The sequence below is a fragment of the Vibrio sp. 10N.286.52.C3 genome, assembly GCF_041468865.1.
GTDB classification, from domain to species: Bacteria; Pseudomonadota; Gammaproteobacteria; order Enterobacterales; family Vibrionaceae; genus Vibrio; species Vibrio crassostreae_C.
Genome location: NZ_JBFRJM010000024.1, coordinates 31075 through 55173, shown reverse-complemented (window position 1 = coordinate 55173; position 24099 = coordinate 31075). Strand labels below are relative to the sequence as shown.

General features: G+C 44.7%; 16 protein-coding genes and 1 pseudogene. 10 read left to right on the top strand and 7 right to left on the bottom strand.

Annotation, left to right across the window (positions count from 1 at the left end; all coding sequences use genetic code 11):
* Positions 1–36 precede the first annotated feature (36 nt).
* Positions 37–819 (top strand): helix-turn-helix transcriptional regulator, encoded by a 783-nt coding sequence (locus AB4138_RS10045; protein ID WP_032546410.1) that lies wholly within the window; start codon positions 37–39, stop codon positions 817–819.
* Positions 820–921: 102 nt separating this feature from the next.
* On the opposite strand, the gene pdxH is transcribed toward AB4138_RS10045, so the two are convergent.
* A complete protein-coding gene (gene pdxH, locus AB4138_RS10040) occupies positions 922–1557 on the bottom strand; it encodes a pyridoxamine 5'-phosphate oxidase (protein ID WP_017061203.1) in 636 nt (211 codons plus the stop codon).
* 167 nt (positions 1558–1724) lie between these two features.
* Here pdxH and AB4138_RS10035 point away from each other — a divergent pair, with 167 nt between their 5' ends.
* From AB4138_RS10035 to AB4138_RS10010, 6 genes are all read left to right on the top strand, one after another.
* Positions 1725–3647 carry an ATP-binding protein gene (locus tag AB4138_RS10035; protein ID WP_372305866.1) on the top strand — a complete coding sequence of 641 codons (1923 nt, stop codon included), beginning with the start codon at positions 1725–1727 and terminating at the stop codon, positions 3645–3647.
* Between the two features lie 84 nt (positions 3648–3731).
* Positions 3732–5018, top strand: a complete 1287-nt coding sequence (locus tag AB4138_RS10030; protein WP_102332339.1) for a sigma-54 dependent transcriptional regulator — start codon at positions 3732–3734, stop codon at positions 5016–5018.
* A gap of 112 nt (positions 5019–5130) precedes the next feature.
* Positions 5131–6522, top strand: coding sequence for an HlyD family type I secretion periplasmic adaptor subunit (locus tag AB4138_RS10025; protein WP_017061206.1), 1392 nt, complete (start codon positions 5131–5133; stop codon positions 6520–6522).
* Positions 6523–6581: 59 nt separating this feature from the next.
* Positions 6582–7250: a transglutaminase-like cysteine peptidase gene (locus tag AB4138_RS10020; RefSeq protein ID WP_019823329.1), complete on the top strand. Its 669-nt coding sequence runs from the start codon at positions 6582–6584 to the stop codon at positions 7248–7250.
* Positions 7251–7255: 5 nt separating this feature from the next.
* A complete protein-coding gene (locus AB4138_RS10015) occupies positions 7256–9166 on the top strand; it encodes a LapD/MoxY N-terminal periplasmic domain-containing protein (protein ID WP_017061208.1) in 1911 nt (636 codons plus the stop codon).
* Positions 9167–9184: 18 nt separating this feature from the next.
* A complete protein-coding gene (locus AB4138_RS10010; RefSeq protein WP_372123608.1) occupies positions 9185–11299 on the top strand; it encodes a type I secretion system permease/ATPase in 2115 nt (704 codons plus the stop codon).
* 122 nt (positions 11300–11421) lie between these two features.
* Here the strand turns inward: AB4138_RS10010 and AB4138_RS10005 are convergent, their stop codons facing one another.
* The 4 genes from AB4138_RS10005 to AB4138_RS09990 all read right to left on the bottom strand — a co-directional run bounded on the left by AB4138_RS10005 (position 11422) and on the right by AB4138_RS09990 (position 17897).
* Positions 11422–13092 carry a FapA family protein gene (locus AB4138_RS10005; protein WP_372305863.1) on the bottom strand — a complete coding sequence of 557 codons (1671 nt, stop codon included), beginning with the start codon at positions 13090–13092 and terminating at the stop codon, positions 11422–11424.
* 420 nt (positions 13093–13512) lie between these two features.
* Positions 13513–15606: a GNAT family N-acetyltransferase gene (locus AB4138_RS10000; protein WP_372305860.1), complete on the bottom strand. Its 2094-nt coding sequence runs from the start codon at positions 15604–15606 to the stop codon at positions 13513–13515.
* A gap of 93 nt (positions 15607–15699) precedes the next feature.
* Positions 15700–16674 carry a ParB/RepB/Spo0J family partition protein gene (locus AB4138_RS09995; RefSeq protein ID WP_017061212.1) on the bottom strand — a complete coding sequence of 325 codons (975 nt, stop codon included), beginning with the start codon at positions 16672–16674 and terminating at the stop codon, positions 15700–15702.
* Positions 16675–16679: 5 nt separating this feature from the next.
* Positions 16680–17897: a ParA family protein gene (locus AB4138_RS09990; RefSeq protein WP_017061213.1), complete on the bottom strand. Its 1218-nt coding sequence runs from the start codon at positions 17895–17897 to the stop codon at positions 16680–16682.
* 1260 nt (positions 17898–19157) lie between these two features.
* Here AB4138_RS09990 and AB4138_RS09985 point away from each other — a divergent pair.
* Positions 19158–21137, top strand: coding sequence for a replication initiator protein RctB domain-containing protein (locus AB4138_RS09985; protein WP_017061215.1), 1980 nt, complete (start codon positions 19158–19160; stop codon positions 21135–21137).
* 380 nt (positions 21138–21517) lie between these two features.
* Here the strand turns inward: AB4138_RS09985 and AB4138_RS09980 are convergent, their stop codons facing one another.
* Both AB4138_RS09980 and AB4138_RS09975 read right to left on the bottom strand, forming a co-directional pair.
* Complete coding sequence (locus tag AB4138_RS09980; RefSeq protein WP_102320933.1) at positions 21518–22036, bottom strand: transcriptional regulator; 519 nt, start codon at positions 22034–22036, stop codon at positions 21518–21520.
* Positions 22033–22887 (bottom strand): annotated as a pseudogene (locus AB4138_RS09975) (ABC transporter ATP-binding protein); the annotation flags it as partial. The pseudogene AB4138_RS09975 and the gene AB4138_RS09980, both read right to left, overlap by 4 nt.
* A gap of 218 nt (positions 22888–23105) precedes the next feature.
* On the opposite strand from AB4138_RS09975, the gene AB4138_RS09970 reads away from it, so the two are divergent.
* Together AB4138_RS09970 and AB4138_RS09965 are read left to right on the top strand one after the other, a co-directional pair.
* A complete protein-coding gene (locus AB4138_RS09970) occupies positions 23106–23300 on the top strand; it encodes a hypothetical protein (protein WP_017061218.1) in 195 nt (64 codons plus the stop codon).
* Positions 23301–23489: 189 nt separating this feature from the next.
* A complete protein-coding gene (locus tag AB4138_RS09965; RefSeq protein ID WP_372305857.1) occupies positions 23490–24050 on the top strand; it encodes an NADAR family protein in 561 nt (186 codons plus the stop codon).
* The last annotated feature ends 49 nt before the right edge of the window (positions 24051–24099 follow it).

The following is a 24099-nucleotide window of genomic DNA, read 5'->3' as shown; positions in this document are numbered from 1 at the left end:
GGAAAGCCGCGATGAACCTTATTTTTCGTACTCTAATTGCCATTGCAGCGCTATAAGAAACTGATATTATTGCAACATCGCAACACACGAGATAAAACCTTGCCAGATCCACTCAACTCCATACATCGTTCTTTATTCGAACAACTTCCAGGCTGCTGGGGCTGCAAAGATACTGACTCGGTCTTCGTGTACGCCAACCTTGCTTACAACCAATTGATTGGCTTAAAACCCAATGAGACTTGTACTGGCTTGACCGACTTCGACATGCCCAGTCAAACCACCGAGTGCGCACAAGATTTCAGAGCTCAAGACAAACATGTGATGGATACACGCAGTACCCTTAAGATTCTCGATATTCACCCCTATCCAGACGGACGCTGGCACGCCCATATCTTTACCAAAACCCCTTGGCTTGATGATGACGACAACGTCCAAGGCACCATCTTCTATGGCCAAGAGCTTACCGATACCGCGATCTTAGAGGTTGGTCATTGGGTTTGTCAGGCCACAGGGACAAAAGGCGATCAGGCATCGCTTGCGGGGTCAGAGCCGCGCGTGTCTAAGCTGCAAAAGCGGCTGACTTCGAGAGAATCAGAGGTGCTGTTCTTACTGCTTTTCGGCAAGAAACCACAGTACATCGCGTCGACGTTAAACATTTCAATCAAAACGGTCGAAGGTCATGTCGCTAGATTGAAACAGAAGTTTGATGCACGCAGTAAAAGCCAATTGATTGAGTATGCGTTGGATTCAGGATTGGGCTCAGTGATCCCAGAAACTCTGCTCAAAAAACAGATCTCCGTTGTTCTGCACAGTGACTGATTGACTGTTCAGCTGAAAATCCAGACAAAAAAATGCCGTTGATTTGATCAGTCTAATCAACGGCACTTTTGGATCTGTTAAGCAGCTAAGCGATCAAGCAGCCTAAGGCGCTAGACGATCAATATCCCAACTGTTGTCTTGGCGAGAGAACAAGAAACGGTCGTGCAAGCGGTGTTCACCACCCTGCCAGAACTCAATGCTATCAACACGAACTCGGAAGCCACCCCAGAAAGAAGGCACGGGAATCTCGCCTTTGGCAAACTTCTGTTTAAGCTCTAGATACTTACCTTCTAAAATCCCACGCGCTGAGATGCGGCTACTCTGCTTACTTGCAATCGCGGCCAATTGGCTCTCTTTTGGACGTGACGAGAAGTACTTCATATTTTCCATAGCCGTCAGCTTTTCAGCCGTGCCCGTAATATGAACTTGTCGCTCAAGTGGATGCCAAGGAAAGTGCAAACTGATTTTGCTGTTGTGCTCAAGCTGGTGCGCTTTACGGCTACCTAGGTTGGTGTAAAAAACGAAACCGTCTTTATCCACATTCTTCAGCAGAACAATGCGTTGGAATGGCTGACCATTTTCATCAACCGTAGCAACTGTCATGGCAGTAGGGTCCGTCAACTTCGCTTCAATGGCTTGCTCTAGCCATAAATTGAATTGCTCAATCGGGTCTGCGGCCAAGTCTTTACGTCTCAATCCACCCTTAGCGTATTCGCGACGAATATCTGTCAGTTCCATTTGCTTGCTCCTTTAAATTTTTTTGTGATTTTGCGCCGTAATCCTTTGAAACACAAGTCTAAGCCATGGTTTTGTCTCACAGAAGGTGCTCTGTGTTAACAAGATCTCGGTACTCTCTCCATCATATTGATAATCTTTATACAAACCGATGACAAGCTGAGATCCGAGTGACCAAAATACTGCCTAACCTAATGACACCCTTTGTTTTATTCTCATTGTTATTGGGAGCTGCAGGGCTGACCGCAACCCACTTTATGGCAGTGCAATTCCAAGAAAAAATCGTCACTCAGCAACTCGATGAAGCAGCAAGTAAAGCCAATCTACAAATCGACTCTGAATTGGATAAATTCAAACAGATCCCGGATTTGCTCAGCCATGACCCGCGCTTGCTCTCTTATTTTGACTCATCACCACAAGCAGACAAGATTTCCGCTGCGCAGCTCAATCAATTGCTATTTGAATGGTCGAATCAAAGCCAAGCCGACACCATCTATATTCACGATCCGAACGGTACTGTGGTCGCTTCCAGTAATTACCAAAAGCCTCGCACTTTTGTGGGTGAGAACTTCTCGTTTCGTCCCTACTTTGCTTCTGCCATTCAAGGTAACAACACACAATATGTCGCGCTAGGCGCTCGTTCGAACGTACGCGGTTATTTTCTGTCTTCACCTCTGTATATCGACAAGGAAATTGTTGGCGTTATCACCGTAAAAGTGAGCTTAGAAAATCTCGAAAACATCCTGACCAGCGACGATTTTGAGATCGTAGTACTCGACTCTAACCAAGTGGTCTTTCTATCAAGCCAAGCTCCATGGCTTTACCATTCATTGTTGCCACTAACTCAGCAACAACAAACGGATATCGCACTTCAACGCCAATACGGTCAAAGCGAAATTTCGATCATCGAAGCCTTTCGTTCTTCAAGCTCTCAGTCAGAAGCGAGCAATACCAATCAATCTAGCAACCTTCAATCCAATGAAATCCGAAAAGAGCTCACCGCCAGCCAGTTATTCAAGCTTGGTGCTTTTAATCTTTACCCTGCAACGGTCAGCAACAACCAGTACCAAGTTGTCGCACTAAAAGAGACCAGAGCTGAACTTATTAAAATCTTTCAGATCGATGTCATCTTCGTGGTGATTTATAGCTTGGTGATGCTCATCGCTTGGTCGTGGCGCCAGACTTATCTCGCGAAAGTGGCGTTGACCCGACTCAACCAAAACCTAGAGCAAACCGTTGATAAACGTACCCACTACTTGAAGCAATCCAATCAGCAGCTGCAACAAACCCTTTTTCAATACCAAGAGTCGCAGTCGAAGTTGAAACAGACAGAACAAGAGCTGACACAAACCGCGAAACTAGCGGTACTCGGTGAGCTGTCAGCCAGCATTAACCACGAAATCAACCAACCGCTTGCAGCACTGCGAACCTACAGTGAAAACAGCTTAAAGCTACTGGAAATGGAACGAACCGATTTAGTGAAAAGCAATCTTGAGAAAATGATTGGCCTCAACAACACCATTACCGACATCATCGCGCGACTCAAAGTCTTTACTCGCAAGGTCACCAAACAAGAACATCATGTGGCGAACCTGCATCAAGCGGTCAATAACGCCACTAGCATTCTCAGTGCGCTGATGATCAAGCAAGGCATTACGCTAAGGCTAAGCACGGTGCCAGATGACATCAATATTGCGATTCATCCAACCGAACTCGAGCAAGTACTAGTGAACCTGATTCACAACGCGACTCAAGCGCTGCAACAACAAGTTCTTGAACACAAAATCTTGCAGGAGCAACAAAACCTGGAAAGCGTTGACCAACAGGCTAGCCCACAGATAGGCATCGAATGGCAACTGCATCATGACTCTTGTCAGCTGATCATTTGGGATAACGGAATTGGCATGCCGAACGATAAGCTAGAACAGCTGTTCGACCCGTTTTTTACCACCAAACCGGAAGGTTTAGGGCTAGGGCTTTCAATATCGAAACGGATTATTGAAGCGTATCACGGCACGATCAGCGCGAACCGGTTAGAGCCTTCAGGCATGGTATTCTCGCTAAACATCCCGTTATATAACGATAAGGGCTAACACGCCGTTGTTATCGCTGATTAGAAAACGAATCTCACATACTGCTAATCTCACCTACTGCTAAGGAATCGGCTTTTGCACTCTATGCCTAAACTCTATTTTGTCGACGATGAACCCGCCATTCGAGACTCCGTAGAACAAGCCATGCTCATTGAAGGCATCGATATTGTCTGCTTTCCCAATGCTATTGAGGCATTAAAGAAAATAGATACCACGCAAGCCGGAATTGTCGTCACCGATATTCACATGCCGGTGATGGATGGCATTCAATTGACGCAAAAGTTACTGAGCCAAAATCCTCATTTTCAGGTCATCGTACTTACCGGACATGGTGACGTGCAAACCGCGGTGTCCTCGATGAAAGCCGGCGCTTACGATTTTCTGGAAAAGCCATTTGTGGTCGATGCCCTACTCACTGCCGTTAAAAAAGCGGCGGATAAGCTCGCACTGGTTGAAGAGAACAACCTACTGCGTAAAGAGTTGGCAATGCAAAATCAGGTTGGCCCGAAACTGATTGGTCAATCACCATCAATGCAGGCATTACGCCGAGAATTGATCACCCTAGATACCAAAACTAACCCACTTCTATTATTTGTTGGTGATTTAGGGACGGGGAAAAGGGTCACAGCACAATACACCCATGATTTACACAGTCATCAAACCGCGGAGCTTTGCCCTGTCGCTGCGTTTAATTTGCCACGCAGTGACGAAGCGACATTCCATCAGTTTATTTTGCAACTGTTCTTGAAGCATCAAGGTGGAACACTCTATATCCATGAGACAGAAGCACTAACTCAGGATCAATGGCTGTGGTTAGCGAACCTAAAACCCACTCTACTTCGTGAAAACTCATGCAAGACCAATGCAACTTGTATCATTATCGCAACTACAGTAGTTCCTACTACAATTACAGGTGAACTGCGCCGATTTAATTTACTACCCTTGGCGCAAAGAACGGAAGATATTGGCTCTTTGTTCAAACACTTTGCTCGTGGTGCAGCCAGTCGCTATCAACTGCCGCCACCCGTCATTACAGAAAAAGAGATTCAGCGACTCATTGCAACGCATTGGACGGAGAACATTCGTCAGCTTCGCCAACATGCTGAACTCAGAGTGCTGACTCAAATTAAGCAGCCGTCGCTCGACAGCGATACTGATGAGCAAAATGAACTCGATATGAGCATTGAAGAGCAACAACAGTCGTTGAACCAACGCACCGATAGCTTTGAACAAATTATCTTGATTGAGGCGCTACATCGCCATCAAGGTCGTTTAAAAGAGGTACAACAAGAGCTGCAGGTGTCGCGAAAAACACTGTATGACAAACTAAGAAAGCACCAACTCGATAAAACAGATTTCAAGAACCGATAAGTCTTAAAAAATATATAAATTCAAAGATTTAAAGGAGCAAAATCTTAACATTTATCAAAAGTAAGAATACACTCAATAGGCTTGCACTTTTATTTAGCGAACAAGGACTGTTATGAGTCAGAAAAATTTCAGCAAATTGAACGAGACCGAGCTTGAGTATGTCGATGATAAAACAGCGGCACTACTCCTCAATACGCCCACCAGTGCGCGAATTATGTTGTGGGTGATCGTTCTGTTTTTTATTGCTGCTATTGGGTGGTCTGCATGGGCAGAGATCGACAAAGTTACCGTTGGCCAAGGCAAAGTGATCCCCTCCTCTCAGATCCAAGTGGTACAAAACCTTGAAGGTGGCTTGGTTAAAGAGATCTTAGTTAAAGAAGGCCAACGCGTTCAAAAAGGTCAACAACTGCTGTTAATCGATGACACACGATTCCGTTCTGACTTCCGCGAACGTGAACAACAAGTCGCGAACTTGACCGCCAACGTGTTAATGCTTTCCGCTTCCCTGACCAGTGTTGTCATCAACGAAGAATTCTCTGAAAAAGAATGGAAGAAAAGTGTCACTCTCGATTATGGCAAGCTTGCGTTCCCACCTAAATTCTATGAACTTCAACCTCAACTGGTTAATCGTCAAAAAGCAGAATACCGTCAAGATCTCAATAATCTGAGAAACCAGCTTTCCGTTTTTGATCAACAAGTTGAACAGAAACAGCAAGACCTAGTTGAGATTAAAGCGCGTGTTCGAAACCTAAAACAGAGCTACCAGTTTGCTCGCCAAGAACTGGATATCACCAAACCTCTCGCCGATGAAGGGGTGGTACCACGAATTGAATTACTTAAACTGCAAAGACAAGTGAACGACACTCGCCGAGAAATGACTTCGAGCGAGCTAAAAATTCCTCTTTTACGCTCAGCAATCAAAGAATCCATGCTCAGCCGTATTGACGCCGCACTGAACTTCCGCTCCGAACAACAAGAAAAACTCAATCAAGCCCAAGACAAGCTCTCTGCAATGACCGAATCTGCCGTTGGCCTAGAAGACAGAGTAAACCGTACCGTGGTGGTTTCTCCTGTAACAGGCACCGTTAAAACATTGGGTATTAATACTGTCGGCGGGGTTATCCAACCGGGTATGGACATCGTTGAGATTGTACCAACAGAAGACTCTCTATTGGTTGAAGCGAAAATCGCCCCGCAAGATATCGCGTTCCTACGCCCAGAATTGACTGCCATCGTTAAATTCAGTGCTTATGACTTCACTAAGTACGGTGGTCTAGAAGGCGTGTTAGAGCACATCAGTGCCGATACCACTCAAGATGAAGAAGGCAATAGCTTCTATATCGTGCGCGTGCGCACCGAAAAACACAATTTTGGACAGAACGAAGAGTTGCCAATCATTCCAGGTATGACCGCCTCTGTCGATATCATCACGGGTAAAAGAACCGTGCTTGAGTACATGTTGAAGCCACTATTAAGCGCTCAAAACAATGCACTAAAAGAGTAAGGACGTTTGATGTTTGATAACGCCTTTCAATACACAGCAAATAGACAAGAGCAGAGGCTATGAAGTCTCGGATTTCGCTATTGCTGCTGGTCCTCACCTCTTTCACCTCTGTGGCGCTCAACAAGAGCGACCAACGGTGGATAGATGCAGTGACCAAAACCTACGGCGATAGAGCCGGAAAGCGAGTGGCAACATGGCGCTCAAATATGACGTCATACGACGGATTAAGTGAAAAAGAGAAGCTCAGGTCGGTGAACCAGTTCTTCAACCAGATGTACTTTGTCGATGACAACATACTGTGGGGAAAGAATGATTACTGGGCAACACCACTGGAATTTTTAGGCAGCAACGCCGGTGATTGTGAAGACTTCACAATCGCAAAATACTTCTCTTTGCTTGAACTGGGCGTCCCAGATAAGAAATTACGATTAGTGTACGTAAAAGCACTGGAGCTAAACCAGTTCCACATGGTGTTGGCGTACTACTCAACACCGAGTGCAGAACCACTAATTTTGGACAACTTAAACCCTGAAATTAAACGCGGTTCCAAACGCCCAGATCTACGACCAATTTACAGTTTCAACGGTAAAAATCTTTGGTTGATCAAGTCGGCAGCAGGCAGCGGCAAGTTAGCAGGGAAATCTTCAAGATTGAGCTTATGGAACGACTTACGTTCACGTGAGCGCTCTCTAAAATTAAACAAACCCATTATCAATTACGATGAGTAGGTACAATGACTTTATATAAACAGCTTGTGGTCGGGATGGTTGCAGTGTTCATACTGCTGATGACGTCAGTTTTTATGATCGAATTCAATACCACCCGTGGATACTTAGAGGAGCAGCAACGCTCTGAGGTAAGTAATACCATTAATACTGTTGGACTGGCTCTCGCCCCTTACCTAGAAGAAAAGGACAAGGTGGCAGTAGAGTCTGTTATCAACGCCCTGTTTGATGGCAGTTCTTACTCAGTCGTTCGATTGATATTTCTCGACAGCGGTGAAGACATTCTCCGCTCATACCCTGTAAAGCCAACCGGCGTACCGGAGTGGTTTACCAACCTAAACCTGTTCGAGCCTGTTCATGACCGCCGCGTGATCACCAGTGGCTGGATGCAATTGGCCGAAGTCGAGATCGTAAGTCATCCAGGTCCTGCCTACGATCAACTTTGGCAAGCATTTATCCGCTTACTGAGCATCTTTGGCACGATCTTCTTGCTCGGTTTGGTATCTATTTCTTGGATCCTTAAGCGCGCTTTACGCCCGCTCTCGTTGATCATTACGAAGATGGATCAGATCGCTAAGAATCAGTTTGGCGAACCTCTGGCTCGTCCAAAGACAAAAGATCTCACCTTGGTTGTCGATGGTATCAACCACATGTCGACTCAAGTTGAACTGGCATTTAAAAACCAAGCGAAAGAAGCTCAGAAGTTACGTGAAAGAGCGTATATCGACCCTGTATCTCAGCTCGGTAACCGTGCTTACTACATGTCTCAGTTAACTCAATGGTTAGAAGAGTCGAGCTTAGGTGGTTTAGCGGTACTTAAAGCGGAGTTTATTAGTGAAGAGTACGATGAAAAGGGCTATCAAGAAGGTGATGCCTTGGTTCATCAACTGGCTGAACAGCTACAGGCTTCAATCTCATCACCAGATATCACCATCGCCCGAATTTCTAGTGACGAATTTGGTTTCATCATGCCAAACATTGATGAGAGCGAACTGAAACTTGTCGCGAGCAGCATCGTAAACTGTATCCAGAGCCTAGGTTCAGACCCAACAGGCACTGCGAATCCACATATTGCTCTTGGTGTGACCTACAGCAACAAGCGTAAAACCAGTACTGAAATCATGTCGCTGGTGGATAACGCACTCTCAAGTGCCAAGGCGAATCGAGAACTTGCTTACGGCTACGTAACCGCAGACGATCACGGCGCAGTGATGGGCAAACAACAATGGCGTATGTTGGTTGAAGAAGCGATCATCAACGACCTCATTACCTTCCGTTTGCAGGCTGCAAACAATGCCTTTGGTAAAACGTATCACCAAGAGGTGTTCTCTGCGATTGAAAAAGATGGCGTGCGTTACGGTGCTAACCAGTATCTATACGCGCTAGAACAGCTTGAAATGAGCCACATTCTCGACCAATACGTTATTGAGAAGATGGTTGAAAAGCTCAATGCAAAAGAAGTAACCAGCCCAGTCGCTATTAATCTCTCGCCAAGCAGTATATCTCAACCAAGCTTCATCCGTTGGATCGGTAAGACGCTTGAACAGAATGCTTCAATCGCTCACCTATTGCACTTTGAGATTCCAGAAAACTGCTTCATCAACGTTCCGCACTACACGGCACTCTTGTGTAACACCATTCGCAACGCTGAAGCGGTGTTTGGTGTCGATAACTATGGGCGTAACTTCCAATCACTGGATTACATCAACGAATACCGTCCAAGTTATGTGAAACTAGATTATCTGTTCACACATAACCTTGATGACGAAAAACAGAAGTTCACCTTAACGTCGATCTCTAGAACCGCTCACAACCTAGGCGTCACCACCATCGCGTCTCGAATAGAAACTCAGACTCAGCTAGATATCCTGTCTGATAACTACGTAGAAGTGTTCCAAGGCTTCATTGTTGATAAATAGTTGTAAGGGTTATATCACATGCAAGATCCACTATTGAACTCACTGATCTACGTTAGCCGGTATTACGGGTTAGCTAACTCGCCCGAAGCGTTGATCAATGGGCTACCACTATCAGACGGAAAGCTAACCCCTTTCCTATTCCCTCGTTCTGCTGAACGAGCAGGATTGGTGGCAAAAGAAAACCGTTCCGACTTAGAAAAGATTCCTCACCTGATACTGCCTGCTGTCTTACTGCTTAAACAAGGCGAGGCGTGCGTTCTCAACAGCATTGATTTAGAGAAGCAAGAAGCGGAAATCATTACTGCAGAAAGCGGAATGGTGCCAATCATCATTCCTGTCGAAGAGCTGAAAGAACAATTCATCGGCCGCTACTTCTTGGTAAAGAAACAGTTCCGCTATGATGAACGTTCACCAGAGGTTCTAAAAACACGTAAAGGGCATTGGTTTTGGAGCACGATTTGGGAATCTAAAAACATCTACCGAGATGTGTTGATCGCCTCCATTCTGATCAACATCTTCGCAATTGCCGCGCCGATGTTCACCCGCTTGGTGTACGACAAAGTAGTCCCTAACCTCGCCTTTGAAACTTTGTGGGTGCTAGCGAGTGGTATCTTTGTCGTGTTCCTATTCGATTTGCTGCTCAAATTGATGCGCAGCTACTTCATTGACGTTGCCGGTAAGAAATCCGATATTCTCATTTCCTCCAAACTTTTCAGTAAAGTACTGGGGATTCGTATGGAAGCGAAGCCTGCTTCTGTCGGTGCTTTCGCTAAAAACTTGCAAGAGTTCGAATCCATTCGTGAATTCTTTACCTCTGCAACCATTGGCTCGTTAATCGACCTCCCCTTCGCACTGATGTTCTTAGCGCTAATTTGGTTAATGGCTGGAAACCTTGTGTTTGTTCCCGTTGCTGGCGTGGTCATTTTGATCGTCTATGCATTGCTAATCCAAGGTCCACTGCGCCGTACCATTGAGGAAGGCTCTCGTCTTGCTTCGCAGAAGTACGCGAACTTAATCGAGAGTTTGGCAGGGTTAGAGACGGTTAAGCTGTTCAGTGCGCAAAGCCAATTCCAATTCCGTTGGGAAGAAGCCGTTGCTCACATGGCGAATTGGAATATCAAAAGTCGACGCATCACTGACAGCATCCAAAACACCGCCGGCTTTGTTCAGCAAAGTACTAACGTTGGTATGATCATCTTTGGCGTGTATCTAATTGCAGAAGGTGAACTTACGATGGGTGGCTTGATCGCTGCAACCATGTTGAGCGGCCGAGCGATTGGCCCGCTTGTTCAACTGTCTTTGCTTTCGACTCGTTACAACCAAGCGAAGTCATCAATGACTCTGATTGAGCAAGTCATGTCGATGCCAGATGAACAAGAAGAAGGTAAGCGCTACATCCACCGCCCTATTATTCAAGGTCATATCTCGCTCGACAAAGTGACGTTCCACTACCCTGATTCGCCCGTGGCTTCTATCAGAGATTTAACTCTGCATATTAAACCCGGTGAGAAAGTGGCGATCATTGGACGTATCGGTTCAGGTAAAACCACACTAGAACGTCTGATTATGGGCCTCTACAAGCCCACAGAGGGCCATGTACGCATTGATGACACCGATATGGAACAACTGCATCATGTCGACGTACGACGCAATATAGGCTGTGTGCCGCAAGACAGTAACTTGTTCTACGGTTCGGTAAGAGACAACATTACTTTAGGTCGCCCTTTAGTAGATGACCGTGACGTGATGGATGCAGCAAACCGTGCAGGGGTAACCGCGTTTACTCAACAAGATCCGGCAGGTTTGGAACGCCAAGTGGGTGAAGGTGGTGCCTTGCTGTCTGGTGGTCAACGTCAGTCAATTGCCATTGCTAGAGCCTTCCTAGGCCGTCCGCCAGTATTGTTAATGGATGAGCCGACCAGTGCTATGGATAACCGTTCTGAGATGCACATCAAACACCAGCTTAACCAGTTGCTACCAAGCGAGACGTTGATTCTGATTACACACAAAACGTCGATGTTGGACATTGTCGATCGAGTGATCGTTATGGAGAAAGGCTGCATCATTGCCGACGGTCCTAAAGCACAGGTTCTTTCAGACCTTAAACAAGGTCGAGTTAGAGCCGTAAGTTAGAGCGCTCAAGCCATCTAAATAAATCATTATCAGTAGAAACCATAAGGGGAGCATCAGCTCCCCTTTTTCTATTTGTCAGTATCATCACCTAAGCCAAGCATCACTTATGTTCAACACAAAGCCTACAAAGCAATATCCTCTTGCTCCATCTTGAATGAACATTGGATTTCGTATTGGTTGAATGAGAAAACACTTCCGCCGTGAGTTCGCTTGGTTGTGACTGTCTCATCACCAAATTGAATCGTCACTCGGGTATACACTTTTTCGTGTACCTCTACCGTGCATTCAGCAAGGTTGGTTTCAAACTCCGCTTCGAGTGTATCTAGCTGAGACTTTGTGTTTTCTATTGCAAGGTTATTCTTCTCACGTTGCTGCTCAATTTCTAGGGCTTGCTCTTCGCTTCTCTCGGCTTTCGGGCGCTTCTTAAATTCTAACTCTTGGCGAATTACACCCATGGTTTGCTCTTGCGTATGTTTATAAGTTTCCTTCAGCTCGGCTATCTTTTGGCGGTAGCCATCGTAGCGCGCAAAACCATGTACCTTGGTGGCGGTATCTCCCTCAACGCCTAAGAAGACACATTCGACCTTTCCGCCGACTTTGGCTTCACCACCGCTGAGCGTGCCGTGTTTTTTCAAACTGTCCATCACGATAAGGTTGTTACCACAGCGAATGTCATTACTCATACTGTGCACACCAAGTCGAAGGTCATTGGCCGTTTGTAGCTCAGCATTCTGTGCGTAACTTGCGGTGATAGAACCTTTGCTAAGTACTTTACAACTTTTTGGCTCACTCTCTTTAGTCGTGTGGCCGATAATGCCTTTCGCGACTTTGATATCCCCCTGGGCTTGAACTTCGGCCGATTCGATAAAGCCACCAACCGTAACACTTCCGGTCGCCTTGACGATCATACCCGGCTCGATGTTGCCAGAGACAAACACATTACCTTTAAATTTAACGTGCCCAGTTGAGACATCGACGTTGCTGACACATAAGGCGTCATCCACTTCGATGGTTCGATCTTTAATGATGGGCAATCCAGGGTGTGAGGCGAGTAGTAAATTGGGATCTTCAGGGGAGATGTAGGTGCCCTTTCCAGGCTTGATTAAACTGTCTTGTCCAGGAAGCGGTGGGATAATTCGGCCTTGAACGGTAAAGCCAGCGATACCTTTGGTAGCGGGGGTACGTTTCATTAAGTGATCATTTTGACCAACGGTAATGGTTTGTCCCAAGTCTCGCATATCAATCTTGCCTTCGTCTTTGCTGCGAGGCTTCAAGACTTGGCGAGTAATATCTTCAACCAAAGCGGCAAACTTAGCATCCTTACCTTTTACTGGTTGTGTCCCTTTAGCGACGGGCTGAGTAAACTTTTCCCCGGGCTTAAGTTTGCTACTCATCATCAGAACTTTTCTGAGCGCTAACTTATTTATTCCTTTTGTTATTTGAGCTAGAGATAAGCACTGAATGATGTCGCTACCACGCAGTGGGTGTCCATTGTAGGGACCAGTGACCACGAGACTCGCCAACATCTCATCATCAGACAGTTCGACCGCAACAGTGGCATTTCGAACTTCAGCAATCAAGATTCCTTCATAAGCTTCACCCTTACCTTCTTTAGCAAGAGTAACGAAACGCAACACCTCTTCTTCGAAAAGAAAATAGTTTGATGCATTCAAAGCTTCCAAGGTTGGTGGCAGCGTCTTGTTATCAAAGCTTGCGTCAACCACAACCCCGGTTGGCAGACATGCCATTACTTGTTGCTTATCTTCCGACAATGTAACGATGTTATCCCACATTCGAATTGAGTATCCCTAATGACTCAGTTGTTATTCAGTCTATATAATTCATTCTGCGCTGAGTATCACATTATTAGAATAATCAGCGTCACATCACTTACTTTCGATTCTGCAAACATGACTCATAAATAAGACTTACACATTTTATGATCTGCTTCGCCTTTACAAATACATAGGAAGATTTTTTCAGAATATTTCGTGTGATTGAATGTCGATTCGATATTGGTGCAAGATAGTAAAGGCGAATAGCTTTAGAAGATTAAAGGCTGTCATGGAGAGATGAAACAGAAGTGATGTAACAGATAGTCAGGGTAAAAACGGATTTCAATATGGAGCTTCAGTTTACAGTGTAAATCCAAGATTCTAATTTACACTGTAAATCTAATTTGTAGCGGTCAGTCTATTTAAATGATGGCTAGCCTATTTACACTGTAAATTTGCTAACAGAGCATCGACATCTTTACGAAACTGAATCTCTGCTTGTTTACGACCAACCAGATTAAACTGTTCGACACAAGCCTCCCACTCTTTCTGCTGAACAACCTTTGCGATGAGTAAGTCAGAAATACCTACGTTTCGATCGTTACTGAGTAGAATCAAGTTCAGTACGCTGAAGCTGATCGCATCATAACTGTTGCCACCGTTCACGTAATTTCTAACTAACTGAGTTTCAAACTCGCTAACGGTTTGGACACTCTTTGGCAGCAGATCTCGCACCATATCGGTTTCAAGTGAAACCAAAGAACCTGAAACAAGAAAACAGTAGCTACGCTCGAAATGATTTTGAACTTGGTTTATCCAGCCTTGAGAGTTTGAGTTAAGCGCCTTAACCATCAGAACCGAGTGACAGCCACTTGCCTGATCTCGCTGGTGGCCGATGTGCACAGCTTCAAATTCACTACGCCGCCAAAAAGAAATCAATTCGCTGGTCGCGCCAAAGCTTGTCGCCAGATAATCTGCTTGGCTGGTTTGCTGTGATAACTGAGCCAACATCCAACGGCCAATACCCAAACCTTGATGACGCGCTGAAACAGCAATGCGCATCACTCGAAGGCAACGACTGCTCGCCGCATGAGTACAGCCAAGTTGGTTTGCCAGTAATACTGGAGCAAGGTGACCTTGAGGCCTGCGTTTTCCAAGTTGAATTTGAGTAATCAACTCGCTGTCCAAACCACCCTCTTCCGTCACCAACATACAACCTAAACATTCACCTTGCTGCCAAGCGGCGTATAAACGGATTGCTGGATTGTTGAGAAACTGCATTAAGTCATTAGGCGAGGTCTGATAGTGCGCATCCACAAGAAGAGAAAAACATTGTTGTAGCTGCTCAGGATTAGCCAAGCATTCTGCTTTTGATAACTCGACTAAGTTTAATTTTTTGATTGCGTCAGCAGAAAAGCCATCGAGTTCATCAACCGCCGATTCAGTGACTGATGCGTCATTACCAAGTAGAAAGCAATCAAACAACCAATCCTCTAGCGGATCTTTGTTATTCCAACGAATCGGTTGTTCGAGCTTAAAGCCTTTCCACCCCGGACGATGCTCAGAAAGCCAAGACTCAAACTTAATACCGAACCCTCGCCCACTGCCTTCGTAACCATGTACCGTGGTTGAAAAGACCATACGGTGATAGATGTCGACCATGGATTTAAGCATCGGAATTGGAATTGCAGCTGCTTCGTCAACCAATAACAGATCGCAATCAGGCTTAGATTTAAGTAATTCATCTGTTGCGACGAATCTTAAACTGCCACCTTGATGACGAATGTGAGTAGCGTTTACCACTTCGCAAGATTCCAACCCTTGGCCAGCATGAGAAAATACCGGCTCTACCGCTTTCACTGAAGGTGCAGTAACAATAATATTAAAACCGTGACGCTCAACTAACAGCTGCGCTGCGGCAATACCCAATGTCGAGCTTTTACCACGCCCTCTATCCGCAGTGAGAATCAAAGGACGTTTACGATGTCCAGACACCACTTTTTTGACTAATTCAACAGCCGTGTTTTGCTGTTCAAATTTATCCAATCCGTTTTGGGCGCTTTGCATCTGAGGAAGAGCGTGAGTTGCTTGAACTACATCGCCGACTTCATTGTGTTGTGAAACAGAAATCATTTTTTCAAAATGACGTTTTAACCAACGTTGGCCAAAGCTTTCACTATCTTCAGAGGCATTAACTTTTGGCGGCAACACCAACAACAACCCACCACCAACTAACGAACCCAACGCGGCACTAAAACCATTCGCATCGAACTGCTCTCTAAAATCACAAACAAGAACTTGGCACTCACGACCAAGCAGTTGTTGGCCTTTTTTTACTGGAGCATGAATCACACCTTCAAATGGCGTACCGCCAACCTGGAAGATGCTCGGAGTGTTTGAATCTTGAAGGAAGGTAAAAACAGCAGAGTTTTGCCAATCAAAATCGCCATCAAAGACCACGCCGTAACGGTGATCGTTATGCTGAGCAATATTAGAAAGTGTATGTAGAAAAGTGTTGGTTGGGTTTGTCATAGTTAGCGTCCAGATTCATCTAAACACAGTTTATCACAGCCAAATAAAAAGCCGCATAAAGCGGCTTTAGAGGAGTAATGAAAAGTCGTCGACTTAGTCGAGCTTCGATTGTACGAAGGCGAGGATTTCTTCCATTGTTGCGTCATCAACTTTCTTAAGGTTCAACGCCAAGTTTGAACCCTTGCGGCTGTATGATACGCGGCCCTTAATAAGCTCAACTTTTGGAGAAGCTTTCTTCGCTGGCGCTGGCGCCAATTCAAGAATCCAACCTTCCAATGTTTCGGTCACGTCTTTGGTTAGACGAGTTACGCCTTGAGCTTCGCTACGCTGCCATACAAAACCTTCAGAAGCATCACACTTAGTCAGCAGTGTTTGCTGCTGTTCACTCGTCAATCCACCAAACTGCTTGTGCAGTTTAACAATAGTTGGACGACCAAGGTCGCTCACATTTGGGTAAGCTTGTAGCAATTCAAGTGGCAAAGCGGCTGCTTTCAATGCACCACTCACCAAAGCTTCACTGCACTGGAACATTTTTGCCAGTGCTTTCTGGTCTTCAGCTTCGCCTTTGTCCAGCTTCGCTTGCATCTCTTTGCCCTTCTCGTAAAGAGAAAGCGGTTTATGAGCGTTAGCTACGTCTGATAGGAACTTAGCGTGTTCGCCGTTAATGTTTTCAGCAACATAGATTAGGAACTCTTTGTCAGCCAAAATACATGACATACGACGACGGCTACCATCAAGAACTTCAATCTTACCGTCTTTGTTCTTACGACCAACCGCTGGGTATTGCTGACCACGTTCTTTCAATGTTGTAAGAACATCAGAAAGCGCGTGCTCGTTTAAGAAAGATTGCTCACGAGCGTTCTCTTCAAAAACAACCGTTCGAGTAGCCACTTCAGCCGCAGGAATTCGAACCAATTCAAATGAAACCAAATCTTCGCCAGCAACAGAAAGCTCAATCACTTGAGCCTGCTCTTTTGCCGCTGTTTGCGCTTCTTGTGGTGTTGCTACGCGACGTTTGTTTGCTTTACCAAATAGCTTTGCATTTAAGTCAGATGTTTTAATTGCCATTGTTGTTATCCCTGATTAAGTGAAGGCCAGTTGCTATGTAATACGCGCTCTAATTCTAGAGCACTTTTTTGTACTGCGTCTTGAGCAACAGCTAGAGTTTTCTTACCGCCCTCAAAGTCGCTCACCGTTAGATCGAAAACCGTGCTGTAAGTGTCGGCACAGGTTTCAAAAGCACGGCTTCTTGGAATGGTTGCCATCATTACTTGGTCATTCAACAGGTAGTTCATTTCAGTCAGAACTGACACCTGTTTCTTGTTGTCGTCTTCAAACATGGTTGGCATTAGACGAACAAATTCGAGCCCTTTCCAGTCATCCGGGAACATTTCGTAAACCGTTGGTAAGTGCTGGAAGAAGTTAACCGTTGAAGCCCAATCCAAACGCTTAGCTGCACATGGAATCAGAAGTGCGTTCGACGCGTACATTGCATTCCATACTAGAGGGTCAACGTGCGGGCCGGTATCAATCATAATCACATCGAAATCATCGGCGATTTTGTCGATAAGCTTCTCTTTTAACAGACGAACAATATCAAGTGACTGATCTTGTGAAAGGCTTTGCCACGCTTCAGCGTTAAACATCGCATCTTCTGGGAAAGCAGAAATTGTCTTCAGGTTTGGATACTGAGTTGGCAATAGTACGTTCTTACGAAGAAACTCTAGATCGACATCTTGGCCTTCAGGCACATTGTCCAACATGATATCGACGGCAGAATAGATGCTGTCGTGCTCTGCCCCACTAATTTGTGGATTTAGGAACAGACGCAAAGAGCCCTGTGGGTCCAAGTCAATCAGACAGATACGGTAGCGCTTATCCAAATTCAGAGACAAACAAGCGGCTAAGTGAACTGCTGTCATTGATTTACCCGTACCACCCTTCTGGTTTTGTACGTTGATAATCCATGGCTTATTGTCAGCGTGCTGCTTACGTTCATGGAACTTCGGCACTTCTGCCGCGTCCATCAACATGTGAGCTTCTGTCAATGAAATCGAGTAATGATTAGCGTTGTTCTTTGTGAACTGATGGCCATCAGCTTCAAGTTTAGTGATCGCTTCATCGAGCTTACGACGCGTTAAACCAGAACGAGTCTCCATCATAGCTTTAGACATTGGAGGGAAATGTTCATCACTTCGCTCTTCCAAAATAATCTCAATTCGGTCAGCCTGAACTTGTTGAGTTTGTTCGGCTAGCTGATAGAGCTTATCAATCGTTTGTTCTCTTTTCATTGCCAGTTTCCGTAATGATTAACTAAGTACAAATTGTACAGCGATTAACAACAAACACAACAAAAACATGAACATACATTTATGAGTAAAATCACATAAAATAGACCGCGTTTTTACAATTTGATGAAACATCGCCTTAGACAAACACAAAAATGACTGTTTCTATCATGTATAACCATGCTATTTCTAGCCTACATCTTAAATGTTACAGTATCACTTATTTACAATGTAAATGGAATTTCAACGAAAAACCTTCGGAACGATTGAAATACAACCGTAGATTACGGTTGGTGTGATTTGCATTCGAATTTATAGATTTTCAATCCAATAAAAATTAAAAAACACTCAATGACCAAAAAATTCAAAACAGAAGAGAAGATGGGGTGTCAAAAAACAACAGAGGATTGGAACCTAACCGGAAGAATGATCATGGAGCACATCCAGTGTAAGATAATTGATAACGCCAAATTATGAAGCATGATCAAGGCGTAAACTGAGCAATATTGATCCGAGCAACTGCACATTGAAAATGATCAACCTCCGGAAAAATGATCAAGTAAACATAGTTCCGGAAGCATGTAATTTATGAACTAAGTTACGGACAAATGCTTTTGGAATGGGGATTCAACGCCTATAAGGGCTCAATGATTGAAAATTCAATCGACACAGACCAAGAATACACAAACATGACAATTTCATGATCATGCTTCCTAGTTAAGACCCACCCGCTCTAAATACATCAAAGCAATCCATTTCCAGCGGATACAGACTAAATTTTGCACTCAATAGGGTAGGAACGATAAAAAAGTATGCTCTCTTGATCATTGTTCCGATAGATTGGCCACCACAAGTGTCCACTTAGACAAGTCAAAAGCGACTTAGAAACCGATGTTGAATTCCGATCTGTGGATAAGCTGTATAAGTATAATGATCATGCTTTCGAACCAATAATGATCATGCTTACAATGACTTAATGATCATCGTTCTGATGTTCTGTGATCATGCTTTCTTAAGTTTAATGATCATAGTTTCGGAACCTTTATGATCATGCTTTCCAAGGCGATTTATTTTAATGCTTTAAATTCAGCCACTTATAAGCAAAGTTACGTCCAGATCATTAGATCACTTAATCATTTAAGATCATATTAATCAAAAAGATCAGTTATTTAAAAGCCAATAAATTCTCTTTATTTATGATCATTCTTTCTTTATCATTCAGGAACTATAGTGAAATTACGGTTAGTGTGATACGGATCAAAAATGAAACCAGAAGAGAAATTGTTAATTAAGGCACGAAGCCACAAAGATGGTCATTTATTTGAGGTATCTGAAACAGCCGTTGAATGGATAGAACAATATCAACACTTCAAAGGTGTCACCAAAAGCATAGTTGAGCTTCTTAACCTAATTTCACTTCGTGGGTTTAGCAGTAAAGACGGGTACGTTTCCACCACTGAGATTATTGAATCAACCGATGGTCAAGTCACTCGCGCAGCCTTACAGCAAAGGCTGAGAGCTGCAGTTAATATCGGATTGTTCAAACAAATCCCCGTTCGCTTTGAAGAGGGCCTTGCTGGTAAAACCATGTTGCATCGCTTTGTGAACCCAAACCAATTGATATCGGTGCTGGGTGCCACCAGCTTAGTGACAGAAAGCGTGAAGCAAAATGAAAAGCAAAAGCGCTCTAAAGCCCTAGCTCAAACCAAAGTAAACAAGCGCTTACTGAATGAACATGGGTTGAATACCCCACCAACGATGAAAGATGAAGCGGATCAATTCATTGTTTCGCCAACCAATTGGGCGGGGATTATTGATCAAGCGTTAGCGCCACCTAGAACTCGTAAGAGCTACCAGAAATCCATGGTTTCGATCTCTGGCACTCGCGCTGTGATCGAGACACGATCTTCTAAAAATATCATGACCGTTGACGATCTGATGACGCTATTCGCGTTATTCACTCTCACCGTTCAATATCATGATCATCACCAAGATGATTACCATCTAGACGCGAAACACACGCCAAACAAAACACCACTCTACATCACTGATATTTTGTCTTTACGTGGCAAGAAAGACAGCGGCCCTGCACGTGATTCTATCCGCGACAGTATTGATCGTATCGAATTCACGGATTTCCAACTGCACGAGCTTACAGGCCGTTGGCTTAGTGAGAACATGCCAGAAGGCTTTAAGAGTGATCGTTTCCGATTCTTAGCTAGAACCATTACCGCATCGGAAGAAGCGCCTACAGAAGGCTCTGACGGCGAAATTCGCATTAAACCGAACCTATACATCCTGGTTTGGGAGCCTTCGTTCTACGAAGAGCTGCTGACGCGTGACTATTTCTTCCTATTTCCGCCAGAAATCCTGAAGCAACATACCTTGGTTTTCCAAGTGTATTCGTACTTTAGAAGCCGCATGGCACGTCGCCATTCAGATAGTATGTTGCTCAGTGAGCTCAACCAGAAATTGGCGCGTAACATCGATTGGCGTCGTTTCTCGATGGATCTGATCCGCGAGCTCAGAAAGCTGGGTGAAGTCGGGGATCAAGAAGATACCTTCCTGGTTAATCTTTGGGGTTATCACTTGACGATCACCGCGTTGATCGAAAAAGGGAAAACGACCGATTATCAGGTAGATATCAAATGTAATGTGGAAGAGGTCTTACGTTACTCAAGAGCGCGTACCACTAACGCGGGTAAGCGTAATATGGCACCAACGCTGCCGAACCCACTTCGTAACGAAATGGTGTCTAAGCAGAAACTGGAAGAGCTGTCTGAGATTATCGACGGTGAGTTTGAGCCAATTCAGCGTAAAGCACCGTCGCCAAGAGGTAAATTGGGACGTCGAGTTAAGCAGCGTAAACACTCTGTTGAGATCAACGCTGACGAGATCATGATTACTCTCTCTAAATATACCTCTGCAGAGGCTCTAGAACGCAGCATAACGGCTTTATCTGCTATGACAGGGCACTCACATGCCTCAATCAAAGAAGAGTGCTCAGAGCTCATTGAGAAGCTTGATTGGTTGAGAGTAGGGGAGGACGTTATCCCATACGAAACACTGAGTCGCTTGATTGAGCTATATAACGACCGAGATAGCACCAGCAATCGACATCTGTCCATTGAACGTTTGATCTCTGGTTTAGCGGTGCGTCGTAAAGTGTGTAAACAAGTTCATGAAGGTCATTTAGACGAAAACGTGTTCCTTGCGCTCGATGAAATGGCGATTGGCCACTAGTCATTATCCTATCGCGATAAGCCTGTTTTACCGTCGCTGAATGGATAGTTTTGAACACATTAGGTGCTGATTAAAATCGCACCTAACGCTGACAAAGTGATGACAAAGTAGCGCATCTAGTTGATTATTATTTATCCCGAATAGACAACCTTTGTCCTTTCTTGTGATTAATAGATTGGCTCATATTTTGTTACATCATACTGAATAGATTTTTGCGAGTTCCCAAGGGACTCGCTTTTTTTTGCCTAAAATTCAGTCAATCATTAAAATTCAATAGCTTACAGAGTTAAACGCCGAAGCATGATCAAGGCTCGATCATGCTTTCTACGGATCTAGCTCTGGTGAGATTCTGATTTGATGCTTGATCGAGAAGGGCTTGATCAGTGGAGATGGCGTTGAATAATTCCTTGATCATCGTTTCGGGGATGGGTTGCCATAAAGCGTACATGCGACTCGATCAATTTTTCAGACTCTGCTTTCCAACGTGGTTCTTGCTGTTGGTTCGTAAACTCCAAAGCCAATACACACAAGTGTTGTAGCCGCTGTGTACACCACTCTTGCAATCCTGCTTCTGATTTTGGGTCACATGACACCGCTTGCAGCTTACTGTAGGCAAACATTAGGTATTGGTAGGCTTTATCTTGATGGCTTGAGCTGTTGGCCTCCTGCGAAGCCAAGTCCGGATTCGATGAATCCGCGAGGTGGCGATAGAAAGTAAAGATTCTCAGGCATCCGTCTAGCCAACATGCGATGCCTTTGCTCTGCTCATCCGTGATCAATGGCCCCCAGAGCGCATCTGGAGGCGTTAAGATCAAAGGTTCTAACCGGTCCACTTGATCATGCTTTCGGTCTTTGTACCAATCTCCGATCCGCTCTAACCAAGTGTCTAGTTCATTCATGCAACGTTATCCCACTGTTTTACAAAGTGATTATCAGAAACTTGTTTGATTTCATGCTGTATTTCACTGCTCTGCTCTCGAATACGATCAGCGTCTATTGAATAGTTTGGCTCATTTTTGACGAGTTCGCCAAATGGCAGATCGGGATCTGGTACCGCAGAGATCAACAACTTAGTGTACGGGTGTTGTGGATTGGTCAAGATCGACTGGGTTGATCCCCACTCGACGATCTGCCCTTTGTACATCACCGCCGTCTCTTCAGCGATGTAATGTGCCGTGGCAAGGTCGTGGGTTATGTACAAAAAGCCTATGCCTAACTCTTTCTTCATTTTTTGCATCAAGTTCAACACGCCAAGTCGAATCGAAACGTCCAACATCGAGGTGGGTTCGTCAGCAAGAATAACCTCAGCGCCAACGGCCAGTGCTCTGGCTAGGTTAACCCTCTGTCTTTGGCCCCCACTGAGCTCGTGCGGGTATTTGGCTAGCGTTTCGATGGGTAACTCCACCAGCGTTAATAACTCTTTGAGGCGCTCTGTGAGAGCCTGTTTAGTGGCTACCTGTTTATGGATCTTAAGTGGGCGCGTTAAATGGTGATCAATAGTGTGAGTGGGATTGAGTGAACCAAAGGGGTCTTGAAAAACCATTTGCACACGACTGCGATAATCCAAGATATCTTTACGGCTTTTCAGAGTAGAGATGTCTCTGCCTTTGAACAGTACCTCTCCCTCTGTCGCAGGGTAAACCTTGGTCATCAATCGTGCGCAGGTGCTTTTCCCGCAGCCAGATTCTCCGGCTAAGCCGAAAATCTCGCCTTAGCCTATGTGAAAGCTAACGGATTTGATTGCATTGAAAGAGGGGAAAATGAGAGTTGGATCAAACCACGTTTCTTATGGGGAATCTTTTAAATGTAATTGCAGAAAATGGCTTTGGCAAAGTTTAAATGAGGCATTTATTAATTAGCTTTGTGAAGCGTCGGAATCATCACACTTCAGTACAGAATTTCTTAACAAGCGAAAAAGCATTTGCTACAGATTACCTGTCCATTACATGGTGCTTTTCGGAGGAAAACATGTCCATTAATTCTATCAACCATGATGAAATGACAAATATTGCAAACAAGTGGGATGCTGAAGAAGAAGTATCTTTCAAACCAGAAAAGAAAATGAAGTCTGCTGAAGCTCGTCGTCGTATCGAGACTCTAAGAGAAATTAGAGAAAGCGGTTTGAGTCTGGAAGAAGCGAGGGAGCTAGGTCTTATTCACTGATAATCCCCATTGCATTTAGAAGGGTGGCACCATGCCACCCTTTGATTTATAAGTGTTTTTTCATGTTTCCTATCCAGATTTAATCAACTCCTTGATTCTTTGGCTCACTGTTCTGTTTAGCCTAACCCTTTTGATATTACGCTTTTCAGATGAAAAACACGCCCATGGCATACTCTTTAATCAAGTTGTTTGACAGCAATATGCAACGCCACTAATTTTAAAGTTAAAGCAAAAATATGTGATGTCGTTGGTAAGGAGAAGGCTATGTCTAATTCTGTGGCTCAAGCCAAAGAAGTGCTATTTTATGAACCTGAAGATCCAAACGGATACCTGTCAAATTTTGCAGCTTGCCCCATCAAGGTTGATGATCAAATTTGGGCAACCAGCGAACATTATTATCAAGCGATGAAGTTTGCCTCCGAAGCGCTACGTAATACCATTTTGGAAGCCAGTACACCTGCTGAAGCGTTCTCTTTAAGTCGTGACTACGAAGACCAAGTTCGCGAAGATTGGTATGACATTCGTGTTGAAGTGATGCAGTTTATTGTGACGGAGAAGTTCAGACAGAATCCACAGTTTGCGCTGTTTCTTACCAATACCGGAGATTCGGTGATCAAAGAACATTCGCACAAAGACCACTTCTGGGGCGATGGCGGCGATGGAACCGGCGAGAACCATTTGGGTAAGATTCTGATGGCAGTGCGTCACCAGCTTCGCACTCAGCAACTGCATTTAATTGCTTCGCACTGATTCGTCGATTCAGATAGCGGCATGCTTATCATTACTCCTTAGACGCATT

Coding starts and splice junctions, on each gene's coding strand:
- pdxH (WP_017061203.1), bottom strand. CDS start 1,557: ATGGAACTGACAGATATTCGTCGCGAATACGCTAAGGGTGGATTGAGA.
- AB4138_RS10030 (WP_102332339.1), top strand. CDS start 3,732: ATGCCTAAACTCTATTTTGTCGACGATGAACCCGCCATTCGAGACTCC.
- AB4138_RS10025 (WP_017061206.1), top strand. CDS start 5,131: ATGAGTCAGAAAAATTTCAGCAAATTGAACGAGACCGAGCTTGAGTAT.
- AB4138_RS10020 (WP_019823329.1), top strand. CDS start 6,582: ATGAAGTCTCGGATTTCGCTATTGCTGCTGGTCCTCACCTCTTTCACC.
- AB4138_RS10015 (WP_017061208.1), top strand. CDS start 7,256: ATGACTTTATATAAACAGCTTGTGGTCGGGATGGTTGCAGTGTTCATA.
- AB4138_RS10010 (WP_372123608.1), top strand. CDS start 9,185: ATGCAAGATCCACTATTGAACTCACTGATCTACGTTAGCCGGTATTAC.
- AB4138_RS10005 (WP_372305863.1), bottom strand. CDS start 13,092: ATGTGGGATAACATCGTTACATTGTCGGAAGATAAGCAACAAGTAATG.
- AB4138_RS10000 (WP_372305860.1), bottom strand. CDS start 15,606: ATGACAAACCCAACCAACACTTTTCTACATACACTTTCTAATATTGCT.
- AB4138_RS09995 (WP_017061212.1), bottom strand. CDS start 16,674: ATGGCAATTAAAACATCTGACTTAAATGCAAAGCTATTTGGTAAAGCA.
- AB4138_RS09990 (WP_017061213.1), bottom strand. CDS start 17,897: ATGAAAAGAGAACAAACGATTGATAAGCTCTATCAGCTAGCCGAACAA.
- AB4138_RS09985 (WP_017061215.1), top strand. CDS start 19,158: ATGAAACCAGAAGAGAAATTGTTAATTAAGGCACGAAGCCACAAAGAT.
- AB4138_RS09980 (WP_102320933.1), bottom strand. CDS start 22,036: ATGAATGAACTAGACACTTGGTTAGAGCGGATCGGAGATTGGTACAAA.
- AB4138_RS09970 (WP_017061218.1), top strand. CDS start 23,106: ATGTCCATTAATTCTATCAACCATGATGAAATGACAAATATTGCAAAC.